This window comes from Pseudoflavonifractor sp. HNCC25GI2 (assembly GCF_058136395.1).
On the sequence record NZ_JBYUOW010000011.1, the window covers coordinates 71,840 to 90,021 of the forward strand.

General features: G+C 48.4%; 17 protein-coding genes. 13 read left to right on the top strand and 4 right to left on the bottom strand.

Annotated features, from left to right (window positions below):
- The first annotated feature begins 90 nt into the window (after positions 1–90).
- The 3 genes from AC3YUO_RS11935 (at position 91) to guaA (AC3YUO_RS11945) (ending at position 3,449) form a co-directional block, all read left to right on the top strand.
- Positions 91–618, top strand: a complete 528-nt coding sequence (locus tag AC3YUO_RS11935) for a hypothetical protein (protein WP_489963265.1) — start codon at positions 91–93, stop codon at positions 616–618.
- A 275-nt stretch (positions 619–893) separates the two neighbouring features.
- On the top strand, positions 894–2,435 hold the full coding sequence (gene guaA, locus AC3YUO_RS11940; RefSeq protein WP_489963267.1) for a glutamine-hydrolyzing GMP synthase: 1,542 nt from the start codon (positions 894–896) through the stop codon (positions 2,433–2,435).
- Between the two features lie 60 nt (positions 2,436–2,495).
- Entirely contained in the window at positions 2,496–3,449 is a 954-nt protein-coding gene (gene guaA / locus AC3YUO_RS11945) for a glutamine-hydrolyzing GMP synthase (protein ID WP_489963282.1), read from the top strand.
- Between the two features lie 197 nt (positions 3,450–3,646).
- Here the strand turns inward: guaA (AC3YUO_RS11945) and AC3YUO_RS11950 are convergent, their stop codons facing one another.
- Positions 3,647–4,135 (bottom strand): helix-turn-helix domain-containing protein, encoded by a 489-nt coding sequence (locus AC3YUO_RS11950; protein ID WP_489963268.1) that lies wholly within the window; start codon positions 4,133–4,135, stop codon positions 3,647–3,649.
- Positions 4,136–4,455: 320 nt separating this feature from the next.
- Between AC3YUO_RS11950 and AC3YUO_RS11955 the strand changes: the two genes are divergently transcribed.
- From AC3YUO_RS11955 to AC3YUO_RS11970, 4 genes are read left to right on the top strand one after another with little or no spacing between them, the layout of a single operon-like run.
- A complete protein-coding gene (locus AC3YUO_RS11955; protein WP_489963269.1) occupies positions 4,456–4,632 on the top strand; it encodes a DNA-binding protein in 177 nt (58 codons plus the stop codon).
- Between the two features lie 2 nt (positions 4,633–4,634).
- A complete protein-coding gene (locus tag AC3YUO_RS11960) occupies positions 4,635–5,708 on the top strand; it encodes a site-specific integrase (RefSeq protein WP_489963270.1) in 1,074 nt (357 codons plus the stop codon).
- A 2-nt stretch (positions 5,709–5,710) separates the two neighbouring features.
- Positions 5,711–6,046, top strand: a complete 336-nt coding sequence (locus tag AC3YUO_RS11965; RefSeq protein WP_006571527.1) for a plasmid mobilization protein — start codon at positions 5,711–5,713, stop codon at positions 6,044–6,046.
- Positions 6,036–7,211 (top strand): AAA family ATPase, encoded by a 1,176-nt coding sequence (locus tag AC3YUO_RS11970; RefSeq protein WP_489963271.1) that lies wholly within the window; start codon positions 6,036–6,038, stop codon positions 7,209–7,211. The genes AC3YUO_RS11965 and AC3YUO_RS11970 overlap by 11 nt, the downstream gene beginning before the upstream one ends.
- 440 nt (positions 7,212–7,651) lie before the next feature.
- Here AC3YUO_RS11970 and AC3YUO_RS11975 read toward each other — a convergent pair whose 3' ends face one another.
- Positions 7,652–8,461 carry a macro domain-containing protein gene (locus tag AC3YUO_RS11975; protein WP_489963272.1) on the bottom strand — a complete coding sequence of 270 codons (810 nt, stop codon included), beginning with the start codon at positions 8,459–8,461 and terminating at the stop codon, positions 7,652–7,654.
- The gene (locus AC3YUO_RS11980; RefSeq protein ID WP_489963273.1) at positions 8,454–9,065 is read right to left on the bottom strand and encodes a hypothetical protein; all 612 of its coding nucleotides are present in this window, start codon (positions 9,063–9,065) and stop codon (positions 8,454–8,456) included. Before AC3YUO_RS11980 ends, AC3YUO_RS11975 begins: the two co-directional genes overlap by 8 nt.
- Positions 9,066–9,313: 248 nt before the next feature.
- Between AC3YUO_RS11980 and AC3YUO_RS11985 the strand changes: the two genes are divergently transcribed.
- From AC3YUO_RS11985 to AC3YUO_RS12010, 6 genes are all read left to right on the top strand, one after another.
- A complete protein-coding gene (locus tag AC3YUO_RS11985) occupies positions 9,314–10,600 on the top strand; it encodes a transposase (protein ID WP_489963274.1) in 1,287 nt (428 codons plus the stop codon).
- Complete coding sequence (locus AC3YUO_RS11990) at positions 10,597–12,387, top strand: type I restriction-modification system subunit M (RefSeq protein ID WP_489963275.1); 1,791 nt, start codon at positions 10,597–10,599, stop codon at positions 12,385–12,387. The genes AC3YUO_RS11985 and AC3YUO_RS11990 overlap by 4 nt, the downstream gene beginning before the upstream one ends.
- Before the next feature lies 1 nt (position 12,388).
- On the top strand, positions 12,389–13,705 hold the full coding sequence (locus tag AC3YUO_RS11995) for a restriction endonuclease subunit S (protein ID WP_489963276.1): 1,317 nt from the start codon (positions 12,389–12,391) through the stop codon (positions 13,703–13,705).
- Positions 13,705–14,361, top strand: coding sequence for a hypothetical protein (locus AC3YUO_RS12000; protein WP_489963277.1), 657 nt, complete (start codon positions 13,705–13,707; stop codon positions 14,359–14,361). The genes AC3YUO_RS11995 and AC3YUO_RS12000 overlap by 1 nt, the downstream gene beginning before the upstream one ends.
- A 2-nt stretch (positions 14,362–14,363) precedes the next feature.
- On the top strand, positions 14,364–17,447 hold the full coding sequence (locus AC3YUO_RS12005; RefSeq protein WP_489963278.1) for a type I restriction endonuclease subunit R: 3,084 nt from the start codon (positions 14,364–14,366) through the stop codon (positions 17,445–17,447).
- Positions 17,448–17,559: 112 nt separating this feature from the next.
- Entirely contained in the window at positions 17,560–17,805 is a 246-nt protein-coding gene (locus AC3YUO_RS12010) for a hypothetical protein (protein WP_489963279.1), read from the top strand.
- 127 nt (positions 17,806–17,932) lie between these two features.
- Here the strand turns inward: AC3YUO_RS12010 and AC3YUO_RS12015 are convergent.
- A partial coding sequence (locus tag AC3YUO_RS12015; protein ID WP_489963280.1) for a hypothetical protein occupies positions 17,933–18,182 on the bottom strand: 250 nt, incomplete at its 5' end.

Consider the following 18,182-nt stretch of genomic DNA (forward strand, 5'->3'; position numbering starts at 1 on the left):
TGGTAAAGCACAAACGTAACGGCAGGGACTTTTTTACGTCTTTAAGGATGAAACCGAAGAAATCATCGGAACATGTGAGGAGGCGTAAAAATGAAAGCCCTGAAAAAATGGAGCGGTCTGGTGCTGACGCTGGCAGTACTGGCGGCGGGACTGGGTGTGTTTGCCTGGTACACCGCACGGCCTGTGGACCTGGATCCGGCGGAGCTGACCCCGGCGGAGACGGTGGAAAGTTGCCCCGATTGCACGTTATCCCTGGAAGTGGCCGGCCGGAGTATCCGGCAGGCGAGCTTTTTTAACGGAAGTACACAGTACTTCTACCACGGGGATCCCCCTGATTACAGCGGGCTTGAAGTTCTGCTGGAGGGGAAATGGTACCAGGTTCCGCACCGTGACTATGCGACCGCCGGTGTGGGACAGGGAACGGGACCGGGCGAGCGCTTTTCGTTTGAGCCTATCCTCTCCCCCTATGGAACGCTGCCAGATGGACAGTACCGCCTGTCCTTTGGCTATTGGGAGGATGACCCAGATTCGGATGAGCCGCTGCATGAGAGGCCGTTCTATGTGTCTTACGCCCGGTTTGACGTGGAAAGCGGCCGGTATGTAACTCCAGACGGCTGATTTTCCCCTAAAAACGCAAAAATCCACACCCTGAGGTGTGGCTTCTTGTCCGGATGATATGTGAAGCTGCTTACCGCTCGCTGGCGACGGTCTGCTCGTCCTCATAGATGAGGTCCTCCAGATCGGAGCGGCTGTTCCAGTAGAAATCAGTCATAATAGAGCCTCCTTTCTTTGTTTTCTGTCTGTATCATAGTTCCTGCGGAGCGGGAAAACAAGTGGAAGGCGGTTAAATCTTTGTAAATTCCATTCTACGAAAAGCAAGGAAGGATGTCCTAATGTCCCATCAGACCGTTATTGTTCTGGACTTCGGCGGCCAATATAACCAGCTCATTGCCCGGAGAGTCCGGGAGTGCGGCGTTTACTGCGAGGTAAAGCCCTACAATACTCCCCTGGCTCAGCTGAAGGCCATGAACCCCATTGGAATCATCTTTACCGGCGGTCCCAACTCCGTGTATCTGGAGACCTCGCCCCATGTGGACCCCGAGATTTTCACCTGGGGCGTGCCCATCCTGGGTATCTGCTACGGCTGCCAGCTCATGGCCCACACCCTGGGCGGACAGGTGACCGAGGCCCAGGACGACTCCGCCCGGGAGTTCGGCAAGACCCCCACCTACTATGACACGGCCTGCAAGATTTTTGACGGCCTGCCCCAGGAGGGCATCTCCTGGATGAGCCACGGGGACTACATGGCCAAGGTGCCCGAGGGCTTTGCTCTGACCGCCCACTCCGATGCCTGCCCCAACGTGGCCATCGCCGATGAGAAGCGGGGCTTTTACGGTGTGCAGTTCCATCCTGAGGTCAACCACACCCAGCACGGCGTGGACATGATCCGCAATTTCCTCTACAAGGTCTGCGGCGCAGTGGGCGACTGGACCATGGGAGAGTACAAGGACACCGCCATCGCCGCCGTCCGGGAAAAGGTGGGCAGCGGCAAGGTGCTGCTGGCCCTCTCCGGTGGTGTGGACTCCTCCGTAGTGGCCGCCCTGCTGGCTGAGGCGGTGGGTCCCCAGCTCACCTGCGTCTTCGTGGACCACGGCCTCATGCGGAAGAATGAGGGAGACGAGGTGGAGGCCGCCTTCTCCAAGTGGGACATCAATTTCATTCGGGTGGATGCCGAGACCCGCTTCTTGCTGAAGCTGGCGGGAGTGACAGAACCCGAGCATAAGCGCAAAATCATCGGCGAGGAGTTTATCCGGGTCTTCGAGGAGGAGGCCAAGAAGATTGGCGCCGTGGACTTCCTGGCCCAGGGCACCATCTATCCCGACATCATCGAGTCGGGCGCGGGCGACGCCGCTGTCATCAAGAGCCACCACAACGTGGGCGGCCTGCCCGACTATGTGGACTTCAAGGAGATCATTGAGCCCCTGCGTCTGCTGTTCAAGGACGAGGTGCGTCAGCTGGGCCGGGAGCTGGGACTGCCTGAGTACCTGGTTTCCCGCCAGCCCTTCCCCGGTCCCGGTCTTGCCATCCGCATCATCGGGGACATTACCAAGGAGAAGGCGGACCTGCTGCGGGAGGCGGACTTCATCTTCCGGGATGAGATTGCCAAGGCCGGCGAGGACAAGAATCTGAGCCAGTACTTCGCTGTCCTCACCAACACCCGCTCTGTGGGCGTCATGGGCGACGGCCGTACCTACGACTATACCCTGGCCCTCCGTGCAGTGGTCACCGACGACTTCATGACCGCCGATTGGGCCCGCATCCCCTACGAGGTGCTGGACCGGATCTCCGTGCGGATTGTCAATGAGGTCCCCGGCGTGAACCGCATCTGTTATGACATTACCTCCAAGCCGCCTGCAACGGTGGAGTGGGAGTAAGCTTTCATTCTAAAATATCAGGAGGAGACACCAATGGATCAGAACAAGCGTCCGGAAAACATGGAACGAATCACGACCCCTCAGCTGGCAGAAGCCTTCATTGCCCAGCAGATTGAAGCTATCCGTGCCCAGGTGGGAGACAAAAAGGTGCTGCTGGCCCTCAGCGGCGGTGTGGACTCCTCTGTGGTGGCCGCCCTGCTCATCAAGGCCATCGGCAAGCAGCTGGTGTGCGTCCACGTCAACCACGGCCTGCTGCGTAAGGGTGAGCCTGAGCAGGTGGTAAAGGTCTTCCGGGACGAGATGGATGCCAACCTCATCTACGTGGATGCGGTGGACCGCTTCCTGGACAAGCTGGCCGGCGTGTCCGAGCCCGAGCAGAAGCGCAAGGTTATCGGCGCGGAGTTCATCCGGGTGTTTGAGGAGGAGGCCCGCAAGCTGGAGGGCATTGAGTTCCTGGCTCAGGGTACCATCTATCCCGACATCCTGGAGAGCGGCGGCGTCAAGGCCCACCACAACGTGGGCGGCCTGCCCGAGGACCTGAAGTTTGAACTGGTGGAGCCGGTGCGCCTGCTGTTCAAGGACGAGGTCCGCGTGGTGGGCAAGGCTCTGGGTCTGCCCGACAACATGGTCTATCGCCAGCCCTTCCCCGGCCCCGGTCTGGGCGTCCGGTGCTTGGGCGCCATCACCCGGGACCGCCTGGAGGCGGTGCGGGAGTCCGACGCCATCCTCCGGGAGGAGTTTGCTAAGAACGGCCTGGAAGGCAAGGTGTGGCAGTACTTCACTGTGGTGCCCGACTTCAAGTCCACCGGCGTGAAGGACGGCAAGCGCTCCTTTGACTGGCCCGTCATCATCCGTGCTGTGAACACCGTGGATGCCATGACCGCCACCGTGGAGGATGTGCCCTTTGCGCTGCTCCAGCACATCACCCAGCGCATTACATCCGAGGTCCCCGGCGTGAACCGCGTGCTCTATGACCTGACGCCCAAGCCCTGCGGCACGATCGAGTGGGAATGATTTCAGAGACCCGGAAAAGCCTGATATGACTGGGTTTTTGAGGGGTTAAGGCCCTTTGTGGCAACGATTTGGCAACACTTTTTCATTATTCATAAAAAGAGAGCTAACTGATTTTGATTAGTCAGTTAGCTCTCTTTTTCTTTTTATTATTATTTTGTGCAACAAACGGCCTCTCCCGTGGCCTACAAGTGAGAGGATCAAAAGAGGTCCTGGGGCGGCACCTTCACATAGTTCTGGGACTTGTCAAATTCAGGGTAATGGTAGCGCCACTTGTCGTAATCCTCTTTGGAGATTTCGCCCGCCTCCAGCATGGCAGCGGCCTGCTGCCAGGAACAGAGCATCTCGTGCAGCTGGGCGGCGTCCTTGTTCTTCCGCACATCAACTTTCAGGCAGACTTCTCCATCCATCTCGCTGATCTTGAGTCCATAGTTGTCCTCCAGGGTAAACAGGGTGTGCATCAGCCCCACATAGGAGTCTATGTCCGGGACGGAGAGCGCATGGGGCGAGACATCCAGTACCTGGGCCAGGGCAGCAGTCAGGTCTGCCTTTGGGGTTCTTGATCCTGTTTCATACTGCGCCAGGCGCACATCAGCGGACTTCTCCGGGAAGCCCAGCGCCATACCGAGATATTTCTGCGTCATCCCCCGCAGGAGACGGAAAAAGTGAATCCGTTCGCCAATCGCCATATCATCAACTCCAATCGTTGCTTGTCCTTAGGAAAAGCGTAGCAGAAATGCTTAGTAAAGTCAAGAGGATCCTAAACAATTTTATTTAATTTATTTTGCGTACTCCAATTGACACAAGCTATTTTGCTTAGTATAATGGCAATAGACTAAGCATAATAGCTTAGAATCAATAAACAAAAAAGAACTGCCGCAATCTCTGGTTATACATCCGGGAAAAAAGTGGCGGACGAAAGTGAGGAGGCATTTATGGAACACAATATCCATCCGCAGCAGCCATCAACGAAGAAAGGAAGGTATTTTCAATGCAGGCACAAAACTTTATGCGCGTGGAGGAAGTGGCCCAGGAGCTGGGCATCTCCAAGTCCCACGCCTACAAGGTGATCCACAAGCTCAACGCTGAACTCCGTGAGAAGGGCTATCTGACCATCTCCGGGCGGGTCAATCGGAACTTTTTCATGGAGAAGTTTTGCTATGGCAAGACGGGAAAGGAGGGCTAATCATGGCAGTCTATAAGGAAGAAAAGACAAACACCTGGCGGGCGGTCTACCGCTATACTGACTGGAATGGCGAGCGCAAGCAGACCCAGAAGCGGGGCTTCAAGACCAAACGGGAGGCACAGGCCTGGGAGCGCGAACAGCTCAACAAGACCAGCGCTGATCTGGACATGACCTTCAAGAGTTTCGTGGACCTCTACACGGCGGATATGAAAACCCGGCTCAAGGAGAACACCTGGGCTACCAAGGACCATATCATCCGCACCAAGCTGCTGCCCTACTTCGGCAGACTGAAAATGTGCAACATTACCGCCCAGCAGATTATCACCTGGCAGAACGAGATGCTGAACCATAAGGACGAGAACGGCAAGCCCTACTCGCCGGTGTATCTGAAAACGGTCCACAATCAGCTCAGCGCCATCTTCAACCACGCGGTTCGGTATTACAACCTCCGGGAAAATCCCTGCAAGAAGGCAGGCAGCATGGGCAAAAAGAAAAACCGGGAGATGATGTTCTGGACCAAGGAGCAGTACCTGAAATTTGCCGAGGTGATGATGGACAAGCCGCTATCCTTCTATGCCTTTGAGATGCTCTACTGGTGCGGTATCCGGGAGGGGGAACTGTTGGCTCTGACTCCGGCGGACTTTGACTTTGAGAAGGGCACTGTATCTATCAATAAGTCCTATCAGCGGCTGAACGGCCAGGACTTGATTACCACCCCCAAGACGGAAAAGAGCAATCGGGTCATTACCATGCCGCAGTTTTTAGCCGAGGAAATCCAGGATTACATCAAGATGCTTTACGGCATCGGGCCAGACGACCGGATATTCACCGTCACCAAGAGCTATCTTCACCGGGAAATGGATCGGGGAGCCAAAGAAGCGGGAGTGCCGCGTATCAGAATCCACGATATTCGTCACAGCGCAGTGTCACTTCTGATTGACATGGGCTTCTCTGCCACGGCTATCGCGGACCGGGTGGGCCATGAGAGCATCGACATCACTTACAACTACGCGCACCTGTTTCCGTCCAAGCAAGCGGAAATGGCGGATAAATTGAACATGGAAAGGGGCAATTAAAAATGTCAGCAAAGAATTTGGATAAGCATAACCGTTGGAGGAACAAGACCGTAGCTTTTCGGGTCTCCCCGGAGGAGGACGCCCAGATCGAGACGGCGGTGAAGCTCACCGGCTTGACTAAACAGGATTACATCATCCGACGGCTGCTCTGCCGAGATGTGGTGGTCCAGGGCAACCCCAGGGTCTACAAGGCGCTGCGGGATCAGCTGGCCGCCGTGCTGGACGAGCTGCGCAGGATCGAAGCTGGACAGGGCGTAAACGATGAGCTGTTGGACACCATCCAGATGATCGCCACCATTATGAACGGAATGCAGGAGGACTTTGCCTATGACCGATGAGAAAAAGAAAATGACCGCCCATGGCTCATCTGTTGGCGCAGATGATGGGCAGTCAATCTCTCAAAATTCCAAGACCACTATACCAGACCCAGACGAAAAAAGCAATTCCCCCGAAAGAGATTTGGAGGAACTTTACCGGAAGATGCGCCGCATGAGCGACCCGGCCTACCTCCATACTGTAACCTTGGACGAGCTGATGGATAATGTGTTTGAGGGTAAGTCTGCGGTGATTGAGAACCTGCTCTATACAGGAGCGTACATCCTTGCCGGAGCGCCGAAAATCGGCAAGTCCTTCCTGGTGGCGCAAATCGCCCACCATGTCAGTACCGGACAAGACCTGTGGGGCTACAAAGTCCACCAGGGAACCGTCCTCTATCTTGCTCTGGAAGATGACGAGAGCCGTTTGCAGCGCCGGATGTTTCGTATGTTTGGCGTAGAGGGGACAAGCTCCCTCCACTTCGCCACCAACGCTAAAATGATCGGCGGTGGCCTGGATGAACAGTTGGAAAAGTTCGTCCGGGAACACAGTGATACCAAGCTGATTATTGTGGATACCCTGCAAAAGGTTCGGGAAGCGGTGAGCGACAGTTACAGCTACTCCAGCGACTATGAGGTGATCGGTAAGCTGAAACAATTTGCTGACCGATATGGTATCTGCGTCCTAATCGTTCACCACACCAGAAAGCAGCCTGCGGGAGACAGCTTTGAGATGATTTCCGGCACCACGGGCTTGCTGGGCTGTGCGGATGGTGCGCTCCTGATGCAGAAGGAGAAGCGAACAGATAGTAAGGCTACTTTGGATGTGGTGGGCAGAGATCAGCCGGATCAGCGGTTGTATCTGAGCAAAGACCAAGAGAGCCTGGTTTGGGGGCTTGACCATGCAGAGAATGAGCTTTGGAAGCAGCCTCCAGACCCGGTACTGGAAGCTGTGGCAAAAATCGTATCTGCCGAGAACCGGGAATGGGAAGGCAGTCCCACCGAGCTGGCCCAGGCGATTCAAACGGATATGGCGGTGAACCGGCTTACCAAGCATCTGAATGTGAATGCCAGCCGCCTGCTGGAAGAACATCAGGTAAAGTATGAGAACAAAAGCAAACACGCCGGACGGCGTATCCGGCTGACCTACATGGTGGTGGAAGCGCCTGCGTTTGAAGTAATCGAGTAAAGCGCGACGCTCGCAACGGTCGCGACGGTGTTTTGAGGGGTACTCCCAGCACCGTTGCGACCGTCGCCACCGTTGCGGAACGAAAAACTGGGGTGGTATTTCGCCACCCCATCTTCAAGGAGGATGCCCCATTTTAGGGCGCCCTAAAAGTACCATAGGATGTCGCGATTCACGACACCCTATGCCTCGAAACAGGGCACCGGGTACAGGGTCAAAAAGCGTTCGGAGAACGCGCAGCCACAGAATGAAATTCTGTGTTCAAAAGGGGCTTGGGGGCATTGCCCTCAACAAGCAGACGGCAGGAAATGTGAGTGTGTATTAACACTCGCATTGCTTGCCAGTCGTGTGTGTGGCTATCCACACGCATTGCTTGCCTCATTCCAAAACCACTTGAGAGACGATACAAAAACATAACAGTTTGTAGGACCTCACTATACTTGTCAGAGGGTAGTCCCTATCTTATTCAAAGAAAAGTTTTCTCGACGTTTACAGATGATGCGCAATTTACATGGCGTTTTAATTTTACGAGCACTTAACTTGTACGATTCAACTATTATGTCAAGCAATTCTTGTTGAGTCAGGTCGTTAAGACGAGTTACACCCGATCCAATAATGGGCATATTGATGTCTTGTTGTCCGTAGTATTTGTCAATTTCTTCCCACAAAGTAGAAAGGCAGTCCAAAAATTCTTGCCGCGTCATTATTCCCAAACCATCTTCATCCAGCTTTGCAAATGACATTAGTAAGTAATTTTCGTTTGGAACAAGCTTTCCTGAAATATATTTTGTTTTTCCTTGAAATTTTGACACTCCTGAGGCAGGGTGAAGATGGGCTTGATCAAGTAACACCTTCATATCTTGTATCGGATGTTCCTTTAAATACTGACCACAAATAGAATCTGGATTTATATCTCCAGGTTCTTTCCCAACATTCGTTGTAAAGCATTCGTCAAACGGGATGATAGTTTTGCCTTTTGACGCGCGCAATAAATTCCCGTATTTGATTTGGATATGGTAATTCCGACCCTTAATATTGACTTTTCTCCGACAAGGCAAATACACTAGATTTCCTAGCGAAAAGAGTATAAAAATACCGACAAAAAATGCGATGCGAGTTAAGACAAGGTTAACATCGTCCGCAATATCGAGTGGAAGTTTATGGTTAATAAAAACGGATTCTGGGGTAATTGTGAAAATTGCTGAAGTGATACCTACAGCCCAAGCATAAACAGGTTTGAAAAACTTAATCATAACCAAGAACCTCTTTAATTAGAAAATAGTCGCCAACCTTATTTCCCAAATTATCTTTTATCCAAAAAGGATATGCATTTTCCTCGTAGCCTTCCATATAAGGAGGGAGCCACGAAAGCTCTTTTTTCATAGAGTTATAAACAATAATGATAGTCTTTCTCTTCTTCTTCGCTTGTTCAAACTCGTGTCGGAGATAAGAGTAGGAGTTAATTTCTCCAACATCATCCTCTGGGCCAACAGGAAAAACACTGGCTACCTTACATACCTTTGTTCCGTTGGTGTTCTGCTTGTAAGGAGTGCAGCTACAATCGTTTTGGCCATTACTCATTCTTGAACAATTACTGCCTGCGGTACGAGATGCCGTCTTATCTCCCACAATAAAGATGGCAGCAGATGAAGCATTTATTTGCTTGTTGAATTCTTTTTTTAAATCGCAAGGTCGGCAATCGGGATCGCTTGACACGCTCCCCGATTTTACAGTGGCCATATCTACAAATTCAACCTTTCGCCAGTTATCCCTTGACCATCCATTCAGCACATCGATAACATTACGATCGCCATTCTCTGCGGAGTAATCCGCGCTCACATAGACTCGTTTTTTCATTTAGTAACTCCTTTTGTTATAATTTCCCAGCTAACACGCGAACCACGTTTCTGGTCGGCGACAAGAATACGCGCAGGCTGTCTGAGTTAACTTGATTGTAGCAAAAAATTCTAATATTAGATATAGTATTAAGTAAAGTAACTGGTGGTAAAAATAAATATAAAATATATTAGTGTAAAGTAATTGGTGGTAATTATGGTGCCTGTATGGTATAGTTATAGTGAGGTTGTTATGGGAAGAGGTGTGCCATGGCTAAGCGTATTTTTAGGCGAGAAGATGAGGGGCGAACAGAATTGCTGGGCCAGGCCGAACTCTTCGTTCAAAAGGGGAAAGGCAGTGATACCTACTATAACGCCTGGCTGCATGATCCGGAAATTGAGTACTGCCCTCGCTGTGGAAGCGATGCGGTAAAAACGCAGGACCTGTTCTCCAAAACGTATATGGATCTGGTTTCTGATGGTGAAAAGAAAAAAGTGATCCAGCTGGAGTATGAGTTTTATAAATACAGGTGTCTCAATAAAGATTGCAAACATATTTTTTCCAAGCCGGTGTATTTTGCATCCCGGCGAGATAATGTGACATTCCGTCTGGAAGATGAAATTGCACAACAAGTACTTAACGGTGCCAGCTATGCGCAGATTGCAAACCAGTTATCCGGATCAATTTCCAGGCAGGCTGTTGGCCAGATTTTCAATCGCTGGGTACGAAAAAAAGAAGCTTGCCGCAAAACGGCAATGCTTCCTTCTAGATTGGCGATTTTGTCCGGAAAAACGGACAAGGATCAGTATGCAATATTTCTTAACGTTGATCATGGTATCCGGGTCTATGACATTGTTTATGGCGTCAGTTCTGCTGATATTGCGGCAGTGCTTTTGAAAGACGGAGTTCCCAATGTGCAGGTAGTCCTTTCGGACTGCAACCCTATTATCGTGGATGCAATACGAGGTTATTTGCCGAGTGCTCTCCATATCATTCCGGTGGAGTATTGGTTTTCACTTGTCACTGCCGACTTTGCTGAATTTGCCCATGAAAAACTGAAGTGGAGTTCAGTAAAAAGCAAAGATACTCTAATTATGATGCCAGAGGGAGATCTTGGCTATCGGGTAAGCGATTTGCAGCGGCTATTAGATAGCCGACCTGGTATCAAAACAGCTTACGACGATTTCAACCGCCTGCGGAATATCATTGCTAACCGCGACGAGATGTGGGTATTTCGTGAGTTGGAAGAATGGCTGAATTCCGCAGACCCGGAATTTCAGGAAGCGATGTCCGCAACGAAATTTCAGTTGCAGACGTATAAACAGCAGATAGCATCCCACGTAGAGCACAGAGAACTTGTGCCGGAGCGACTGTATGCCCTTACTTCCAGATTGGAAAACCTGATTTCCAGTATGCGCACCTTTTCAGATGAAGTTTTGAAGGCACGCATCTTATACACTGTCGAGGCGGATTTGAAACACTGGAGCGGCGTACCACTTGACGATGTACTGGCCGTTTTTGATCAACAAGTGCATAACAATGGAGGAAACGAATGATGAGTCCTAGTGAACAGAAAATTAATGAAGTAGGCCGGCGCGCGCAGGAAAACGCAAACCTGATCTGGAACGCCGCAAACTCCCTTTTTGGTGCCTTCAAGCCCCATGAATATGGACTGGTAATCCTGCCCATGTGTGTGATCAAGCGCTTTCACGACTGCCTTCTTCCCACACATGATGCAGTGCTGGAAGCCAATAAGCAGTACGAGAGTTTTGGAGAACTGAAAGTTGGTTTTTTAAAAGAGGCTGCTGGCTATCAGTTTTATAACACCAGCCGGTATACCTTTTCGAAGTTGATTACTGATCCTGAAAATATTGAGGATAATTTTCGGGATTATATCGTTGGGTTTTCTGATAATGTGCAGCAGATTCTTTCCCGTATGAACTTCCAGGCGCAGATAGATCGCATGGTTGAGGCGGGGGTGCTCTATCAGGTCATTGTGGATTTTTCCGCAGAAGATCTGGATATGAGTCCCAACCGCATTTCCACAGTGGATATGGGCTATATCTTTGAAAATCTGGTGCAGCGGTTCTCCGAGTCCTACAACGAAGAGGCCGGAGCCCATTTTACCAGCCGGGATATTATTTATCTGATGTGTGACCTGCTGCTGACCGATAACGATATTGTAAATGATGACGACGGAATCCACTGCACGGTTTATGACATGACCATGGGCACCAGCCAGATGCTGACCTGCATGGAAGAACGACTAAAACAGCTGGACAGCAAGGCCACCGTGCAGACGTTTGGGCAGGAAATCAATCCCTTTACCATGGGAATTGCAGTGGCAGATACCATGATCCACGGCGGTGACCCGGACAATATGCAATTCGGCGACACCTTGTCCGACGATAAATTTACCGGCTATCAGTTTGACTTCGTGATTTCCAATCCTCCCTTCGGCATCGACTGGAAACGCGAAGCCAGCGTGGTGGAAGCCGAGCACAAAAAAGGCGAAGCGGGCCGCTTTGCCCCTGGCCTGCCTAGTAAGAGTGATGGCCAGATGCTGTTTCTGATGAACGGTGTGAAAAAGCTGAAAGATACCGGACGAATGGCCATCATTCAGAACGGTTCCTCTTTGTTCACCGGCGATGCGGGAAGCGGTCAGAGTGAGATTCGCCGCTATCTGATTGAAAATGACTGGCTGGACGCCATCGTACAGCTTCCCAACGACTCCTTCTACAATACTGGTATTGCCACCTATATCTGGATCGTCAACAAAGACAAGCCCCAGGAACGCAAGGGGAAGGTCCAGCTCATTGATGCCAGCAAGTGTTGCCAATCCCGTCGGAAACCCATCGGCAATAAGCGGGTGGATATTACGAAGAATAGCCGCGACATGATCGTCCAGGCGTATGGGGAATATCGCACCGAAACCTATGAGGGTACAGAAGAAGGCGGGAAGCCCATTGTCTGTAAGAGCAAGATTCTGGATGGCGTTTCCTTGGGCTATCGCAAAGTAGTGGTGGAGACCCCGATATATAATGAGGATGGCACTCCTGTTTTGAAGCGTGGAAAAAAAGTGGCCGATACCGCTAAACGGGATACCGAAAATATCTCGCTGACGGAGGAAGTGGAGGAATACATCTCCCGCGAGGTGCTGCCCTACAATCCGGATGCCTGGGTGGATGAGAGTAAAACGAAGATTGGATATGAGATTCCTTTTACTCGGACATTTTATGAATATGCTCCTATTGAACCTAGTGCAGAGATTGCAGCCCGTATTGCTGAACGTGAACAAAATTTAATGGCAAAATTACACGAACTATTTGGAAAGGGGAATTGACATGCCGCTAATTAATAACAATGAATCTGGTATAGATTCTGGTAGTGAATGGTTGGGTAATGTCCCCTTCTCGTGGTCAGTGGTTTTGCTTTCTCAAGTTGTTAGTCAAGTGAAAAATAAAAACTCTGATTTATCAGAAAAAAATTTATTGTCGCTTAGTTATGGAAAAATTAAGAGAAAACCCATTGATACAACTGAAGGATTACTCCCGGCTTCTTTTGATGGATATAACATTATAGAAGCCGATGATATTGTTTTGCGGCTCACAGATTTGCAAAATGACCATACTAGTTTAAGAGTTGGAATTTCTACTGAAAAAGGTATTATTACTTCAGCGTATATCACTATGAGGCCTAAAAATTCAAAAACAGCGAAGTTCTTATACTATTTACTCCATACGTTTGATATACGAAAAGGTTTTTATGGTATGGGATCTGGTGTTCGTCAAGGATTGAATTATGGCGAAGTGAAGAGATTGAAAATTCCGTTTCCTGCAGAAGATGAACAGATGGCTATTGCAAACTTTTTGGATAATGAGATTATGCGTGTGGATAGCATTATTTCTGAAGCTAAAGCAAGTATTGAGGAGTATAAATCCTGGAAAGCGTCTATCATTTATGAAATGGTGACCAAGGGCCTTGATCCAGATGTGGAAATGAAAGATTCTGGTGTTGAGTGGATTGGGGAAATGCCGGTTCATTGGAGGTTGATTCCGTTTAGATATGTTTTGCAGGAACGCAACGAAAGGAACACTTCTGTGATATCCAAAGAACGTCTTTCGCTATCTATCGATTTGGGAGTTACATTATATGCAGACAAAACAACTAATCTAGATCGATTCAAGGAAGATTTTTCTCAGTATAAGCTCGCATATGCAGGGGATCTAGTTATGAATAGTATGAACATGATTGTTGGAGCATCGGGTGTTTCATCATGGTTTGGATGTGTTAGTCCTGCATATTATACGTTTTATGATACAATTGAAGATCATGTAACGGCAAAATTTTGTGAATATATTTTTAGGAATAAAGCAATGCTACGAGTGCTTCACAGCTTAGGAAAGGGGATTTACTCTATTGAGCGTGGGGACGATCGTGTAAATACTTGTAGATTAAAAGTCTCAAAAGATGATCTAAAAAAAATACTTATCCCCATTCCGCCAATTGAAGAACAACGAAAAATTGTTAGATGTTTAAAAACCAAATGCACTATGTTGGATACTCTTGTAGATGAAAAACAGGCATTGATTGCGGATTTAGAATCCTACAAAAAGTCCCTAATTTTTGAAGTTGTGACAGGAAAAAGACGAGTGGTCTGATGAAAAACGAAGAATACAATATTAAGCTTGCCGCCTATATTGAGCAATTACAGGAATTACGAAAGGAAGCTGTGTCGCTAGCGACAGGCATCATTGGCGAAACCCTATGCATAGATGATTTGTTTTTCTGTGCATCTGTTGACAGATGTATTCGCTTAATCGATGGCCTGATTCCCATGCTTAGAGATCGGAATTTAACTTGTGTCGGAGTCCTTCTCCGCATACAGATGGATAACTGTATGCGGACCTATGCTGCATTTATTGCCCAGGATCGAAATGCGGTTATTCGGTGTATTCTCGATGGAACTCCCATCAAAAGTCTGAAAGATGCAAAGGGCAACAAAATGCTTGACGGATACTTAAAAGATGAAATGGCAAAAATAGATCCCATCTTTTCTAAAGTATACAACAATGCCAGCGGATATGTTCATTTATCGGAAAAGGCATTCTATCAGACCGTAGATTCTTGTGATAACTATGAAATTGGAATACAGATAGGACAACCGCTCCCCGAAAAAAGAAATGCACCATTGTTGGAGGCGGCAGCTGCTTATATTCATTTTGTCAATCTGCATTTCAAGATGCTTCAGGCGGTTGTTGAAAGCAAGCAACGTTTTGATGCATCCCAGACTGAAAATGAATCGCATGAGGTGTAACGATGGCAGATAATGAAAAGCAATTTGAACAGGATATAGAATCCTTTTTGATTTCTCCCAAAGGCGATTGGCAAAAAGCCACAGATGCGGGGTATCGTACCGGATTTCAGTACGATAGTACAGGAGTGTTCACGGAAAACTATGCCCTGGATATTGAGACGCTTTGTACCTTTGTCAAGAATACTCAGCCGGTGCAATGGGCACTGTTTGAAAAACGCTGCAAAAGTGATCCTCAGAAGAAGTTTTATAAGGCCTTTCAAAATGCGGTTGATATGGAGGGCCTGGTCAATGTCCTGCGCCACGGCTTCAAGCACCGCGGCCAGGAGTTTAGGGTTATCTACTTCAAACCGGAGACGAAGTTGAACCAGCTGGCCTTGACCCATTACAAGGAAAATATCTGCCAGTGCATCCGCCAGTGGCATTATAGTCCGCGTAATAATAACAGCGTGGATATGATGCTGGCGGTCAACGGAATTCCGCTGGTTGCCATCGAACTGAAGAACCAGCTGACTGGGCAGACCATCGACAATGCCATCACCCAGTGGATGACAGACCGCGATCCACGCGAAGAGGCCTTTCAGTTTAACCGTAGAATCCTTACTTACTTTGCAGCGGACCTGTATCGAGTGGCCATGAGTACGCGTCTGTCGGGTTCCAAAACATATTTTCTACCATTCAACCAGGGGAGCAATGGTCCCGGTGTAGACGGTGGAGCGGGAAACCCACAGAACCCCACTGGTGGCTATGTGACGGCTTATCTGTGGGAAACAGTGCTCCAAAAGGATAGCTTTCTTGATATCCTGCAAAAATTTATCAGCTATCAGAAAGAGGTTAAGAAAACGACCTTGCCAGATGGAAAGGTTCGCACGGACACCACCGAAAAGATCATTTTTCCCCGATATCATCAGCTGGACGTTGTCCGGAAATTGGTTTACCATACAAGAGAACACGGTCCCGGACACAATTATCTGATCCAGCACAGTGCCGGCTCTGGCAAGTCCAACAGCATTGCTTGGACTGCTTATCGCCTTGCCAGTCTGCATGATGACGAAAACCGGGCTATTTATAACTCAGTCATCATTGTTACAGACCGGAAAGTACTGGATAGTCAGTTACAAGACACTATCGGCAGCTTCGATCATACGCTGGGCAGCGTGGTATTGATTGATGAAAAGAAGAGCTCCAAAGATCTGCTGAAAGCAGTCAATGACGGGAAACGGATTATTGTCACGACCCTTCAGAAGTTCCCAGTCATTTACGATCTTGTAGGCGATACAACGGGCAAAGCTTTCGCCATTATTGTGGATGAGGCCCATAGCAGCCAAACCGGCCAGAGTGCAATGAAGCTGAAAATGGCTTTGGCAGACACTTCTGACGCTTTGGCGGAGTATGCCGAACTGGAGGGAAAAGCGGAAGAGGAGCTGGACGCTTCCAATGACAAATTCCTGAAAGAACTGGTTACTGCCGGGAAGCACAGCAATCTCAGCTTTTATGCCTTTACGGCCACTCCCAAGGACAAGACACTAGAAATTTTCGGTGAGGAATGGACGGACGGTACATTCCATCCTTTCCATGTGTACAGTATGCGGCAGGCCATCGAAGAAGGCTTCATTATGGATGTGCTTGCAAATTACACTACCTATAAGACCTGCTATAAAGTGGCAAAAAACATACCGGATAACCCGGAGGTACCGGCATCCAAGGCAATGAAATTGATTCGCCGGTATGCAGAACTGCACCCATATAATATTGCGCAAAAAGCAGCCATTATCGTAGAGACCTTCCGCGAAGTGACCAGCAAGGCAATTGGCGGTAAGGGGAAAATGATGGTGGTGACAGCCTCGCGGCTTGCTGCTGTCCGTTATTTCTATGAGGTTCAACGATACATTCGCCAGCAAGGCTATGATAGCCTTCAGGTGATGATTGCGTTCTCGGGTAGTGTTACAGACCCGGATATTCCGGACTCCGAATACACGGAAAGTATGATGAATAAGGATGCAGATGGAAATCGAGTAACTGAAAGTCAGACAAAGGCTGTTTTCCATGAACAGGGAGACGTCTTGATCGTTGCGGAAAAATATCAGACGGGTTTTGACGAGCCGCTTCTGCATACAATGATCATTGACAAAAAGCTGCGTGATGTGAAGGCGGTACAGACAATTAGCCGTTTAAACCGGATTTGCCCCGGCAAGATTGATACCTATGTGCTTGACTTTGTGAATACTGCGGAGGATATTCAGGAGGCTTTCCAAGCGTTCTATACAGAGACCAGTCTGGAGTCTGAAATCAATGTCGATTTGATTTATACCGCACAGAAAAAATTGCGGGAGTACAAGCTTTACACCGATGAGGATATCGACCTTGTTACATCAATCTACCTTGACCCTGAAAACAATAAGAATAATGTGGCCTTGCAGGGAAAGGTTACAAATGCTTTGTTGCCGGTTGCGGAACGCTATAATAACAATTTGGATCAGCAGCAGCGGTATGAATTTCGCCGGCAGATACGTAGCTTTGTGAAGTGGTATAACTATATCACCCAGATTGTCAGAATGTTTGATAAGGACCTGCATAAAGAATATATTTTTTGCAGTTACCTCTCGCGCCTCCTGCCTAGTGATGAAACAGAAGTGTGGGACCTGGGAAACAAAGTCACATTGGAGTACTACAAGCTGGAGGAAACTTTTGCCGGCTCTATTTCTTTGGATAAAGACGGATCTGGTCAGTATGATACCCCAACTATGAAAAAGGGATCTGCTAAGCAGGAGAGCAAAAGCCAGCTTGAAGAAGTAATCGAAAAATTTAACGAGCACTATGCAGGAGAGATCACAGAAGGTGATCGGATACTTGCGGAGATTCTTATGAGCAAGATGTCTAAGGATGATGTGTTGAGAAAGTCTGCCCAGCAAGATGGAGAGCAAATTTTCGTGAACAGTGTGTTTTCTAAGGCCTATGACAAAACCGCAATGGATGCTTACAAGGAGAGCAGACAGGCATTCAGCGTTTTGTTCAGCGATCCTAAGAAATATGCTGCGCTGAAAAGTGCCTTGGCCGAAATTATGTATCGTGAGTTTTGCCAAGAGTAATGTCTTTGAAGGTCATCTTAATCTGTGAATAAATAACTTATATTTGAAATATGTGTATTCTCTTATTGGTTAACTGAAAGAAGACTTTACTTTTCAGTTTGGAGGGAGAAATATGGAACTTGAAGAAAAGCTTAAAGCATCAAAAGTGCCAATGATAATCGTTCACTTTAGCGAGGACTTCGAGACCACGCATACTGAAGAATATAACTTAGAAAATTTTGAATTATCAGAATTGCAGATTGAGAACTTTGCTAGGATTCTATTGCCTTCAATTCGTGAGTATTATAAAGATCCCAAACATGTGCAAGACGCTAATGAATGGGCAAAGCAGCAAAATAAGCAATCGACAGATACTTGAAGTGAATAGTAGAAAGTATTCAAGATTAGTGCAGTAATAAATTTGCTGAGCGACTTTTTGCATGGTATAATGATTCTTGCATAGAGTTTGGCATCTACACCGCTGGCAACACCATGGCAACAAAAAATCAGATAGCCTCTACTATCTGAATAATGGAAATAATGCCAATACCCTGAGCTAAATCCCATAAGCAAATCTGTTTAGAAAACTTCTGGCAGGAGCGAATGGGAATAAAAATATTGTATTTTATATAAAATGACAATAAAGCGGTAATTTTAGAAAAAATAGCAGAATTAAAAACTAAAAACAGACAAACCTCCTCATTTTTCAGATCATGGAAGCCACCAGATTTTATGAAAAATGAGGAGGTTTTGTTG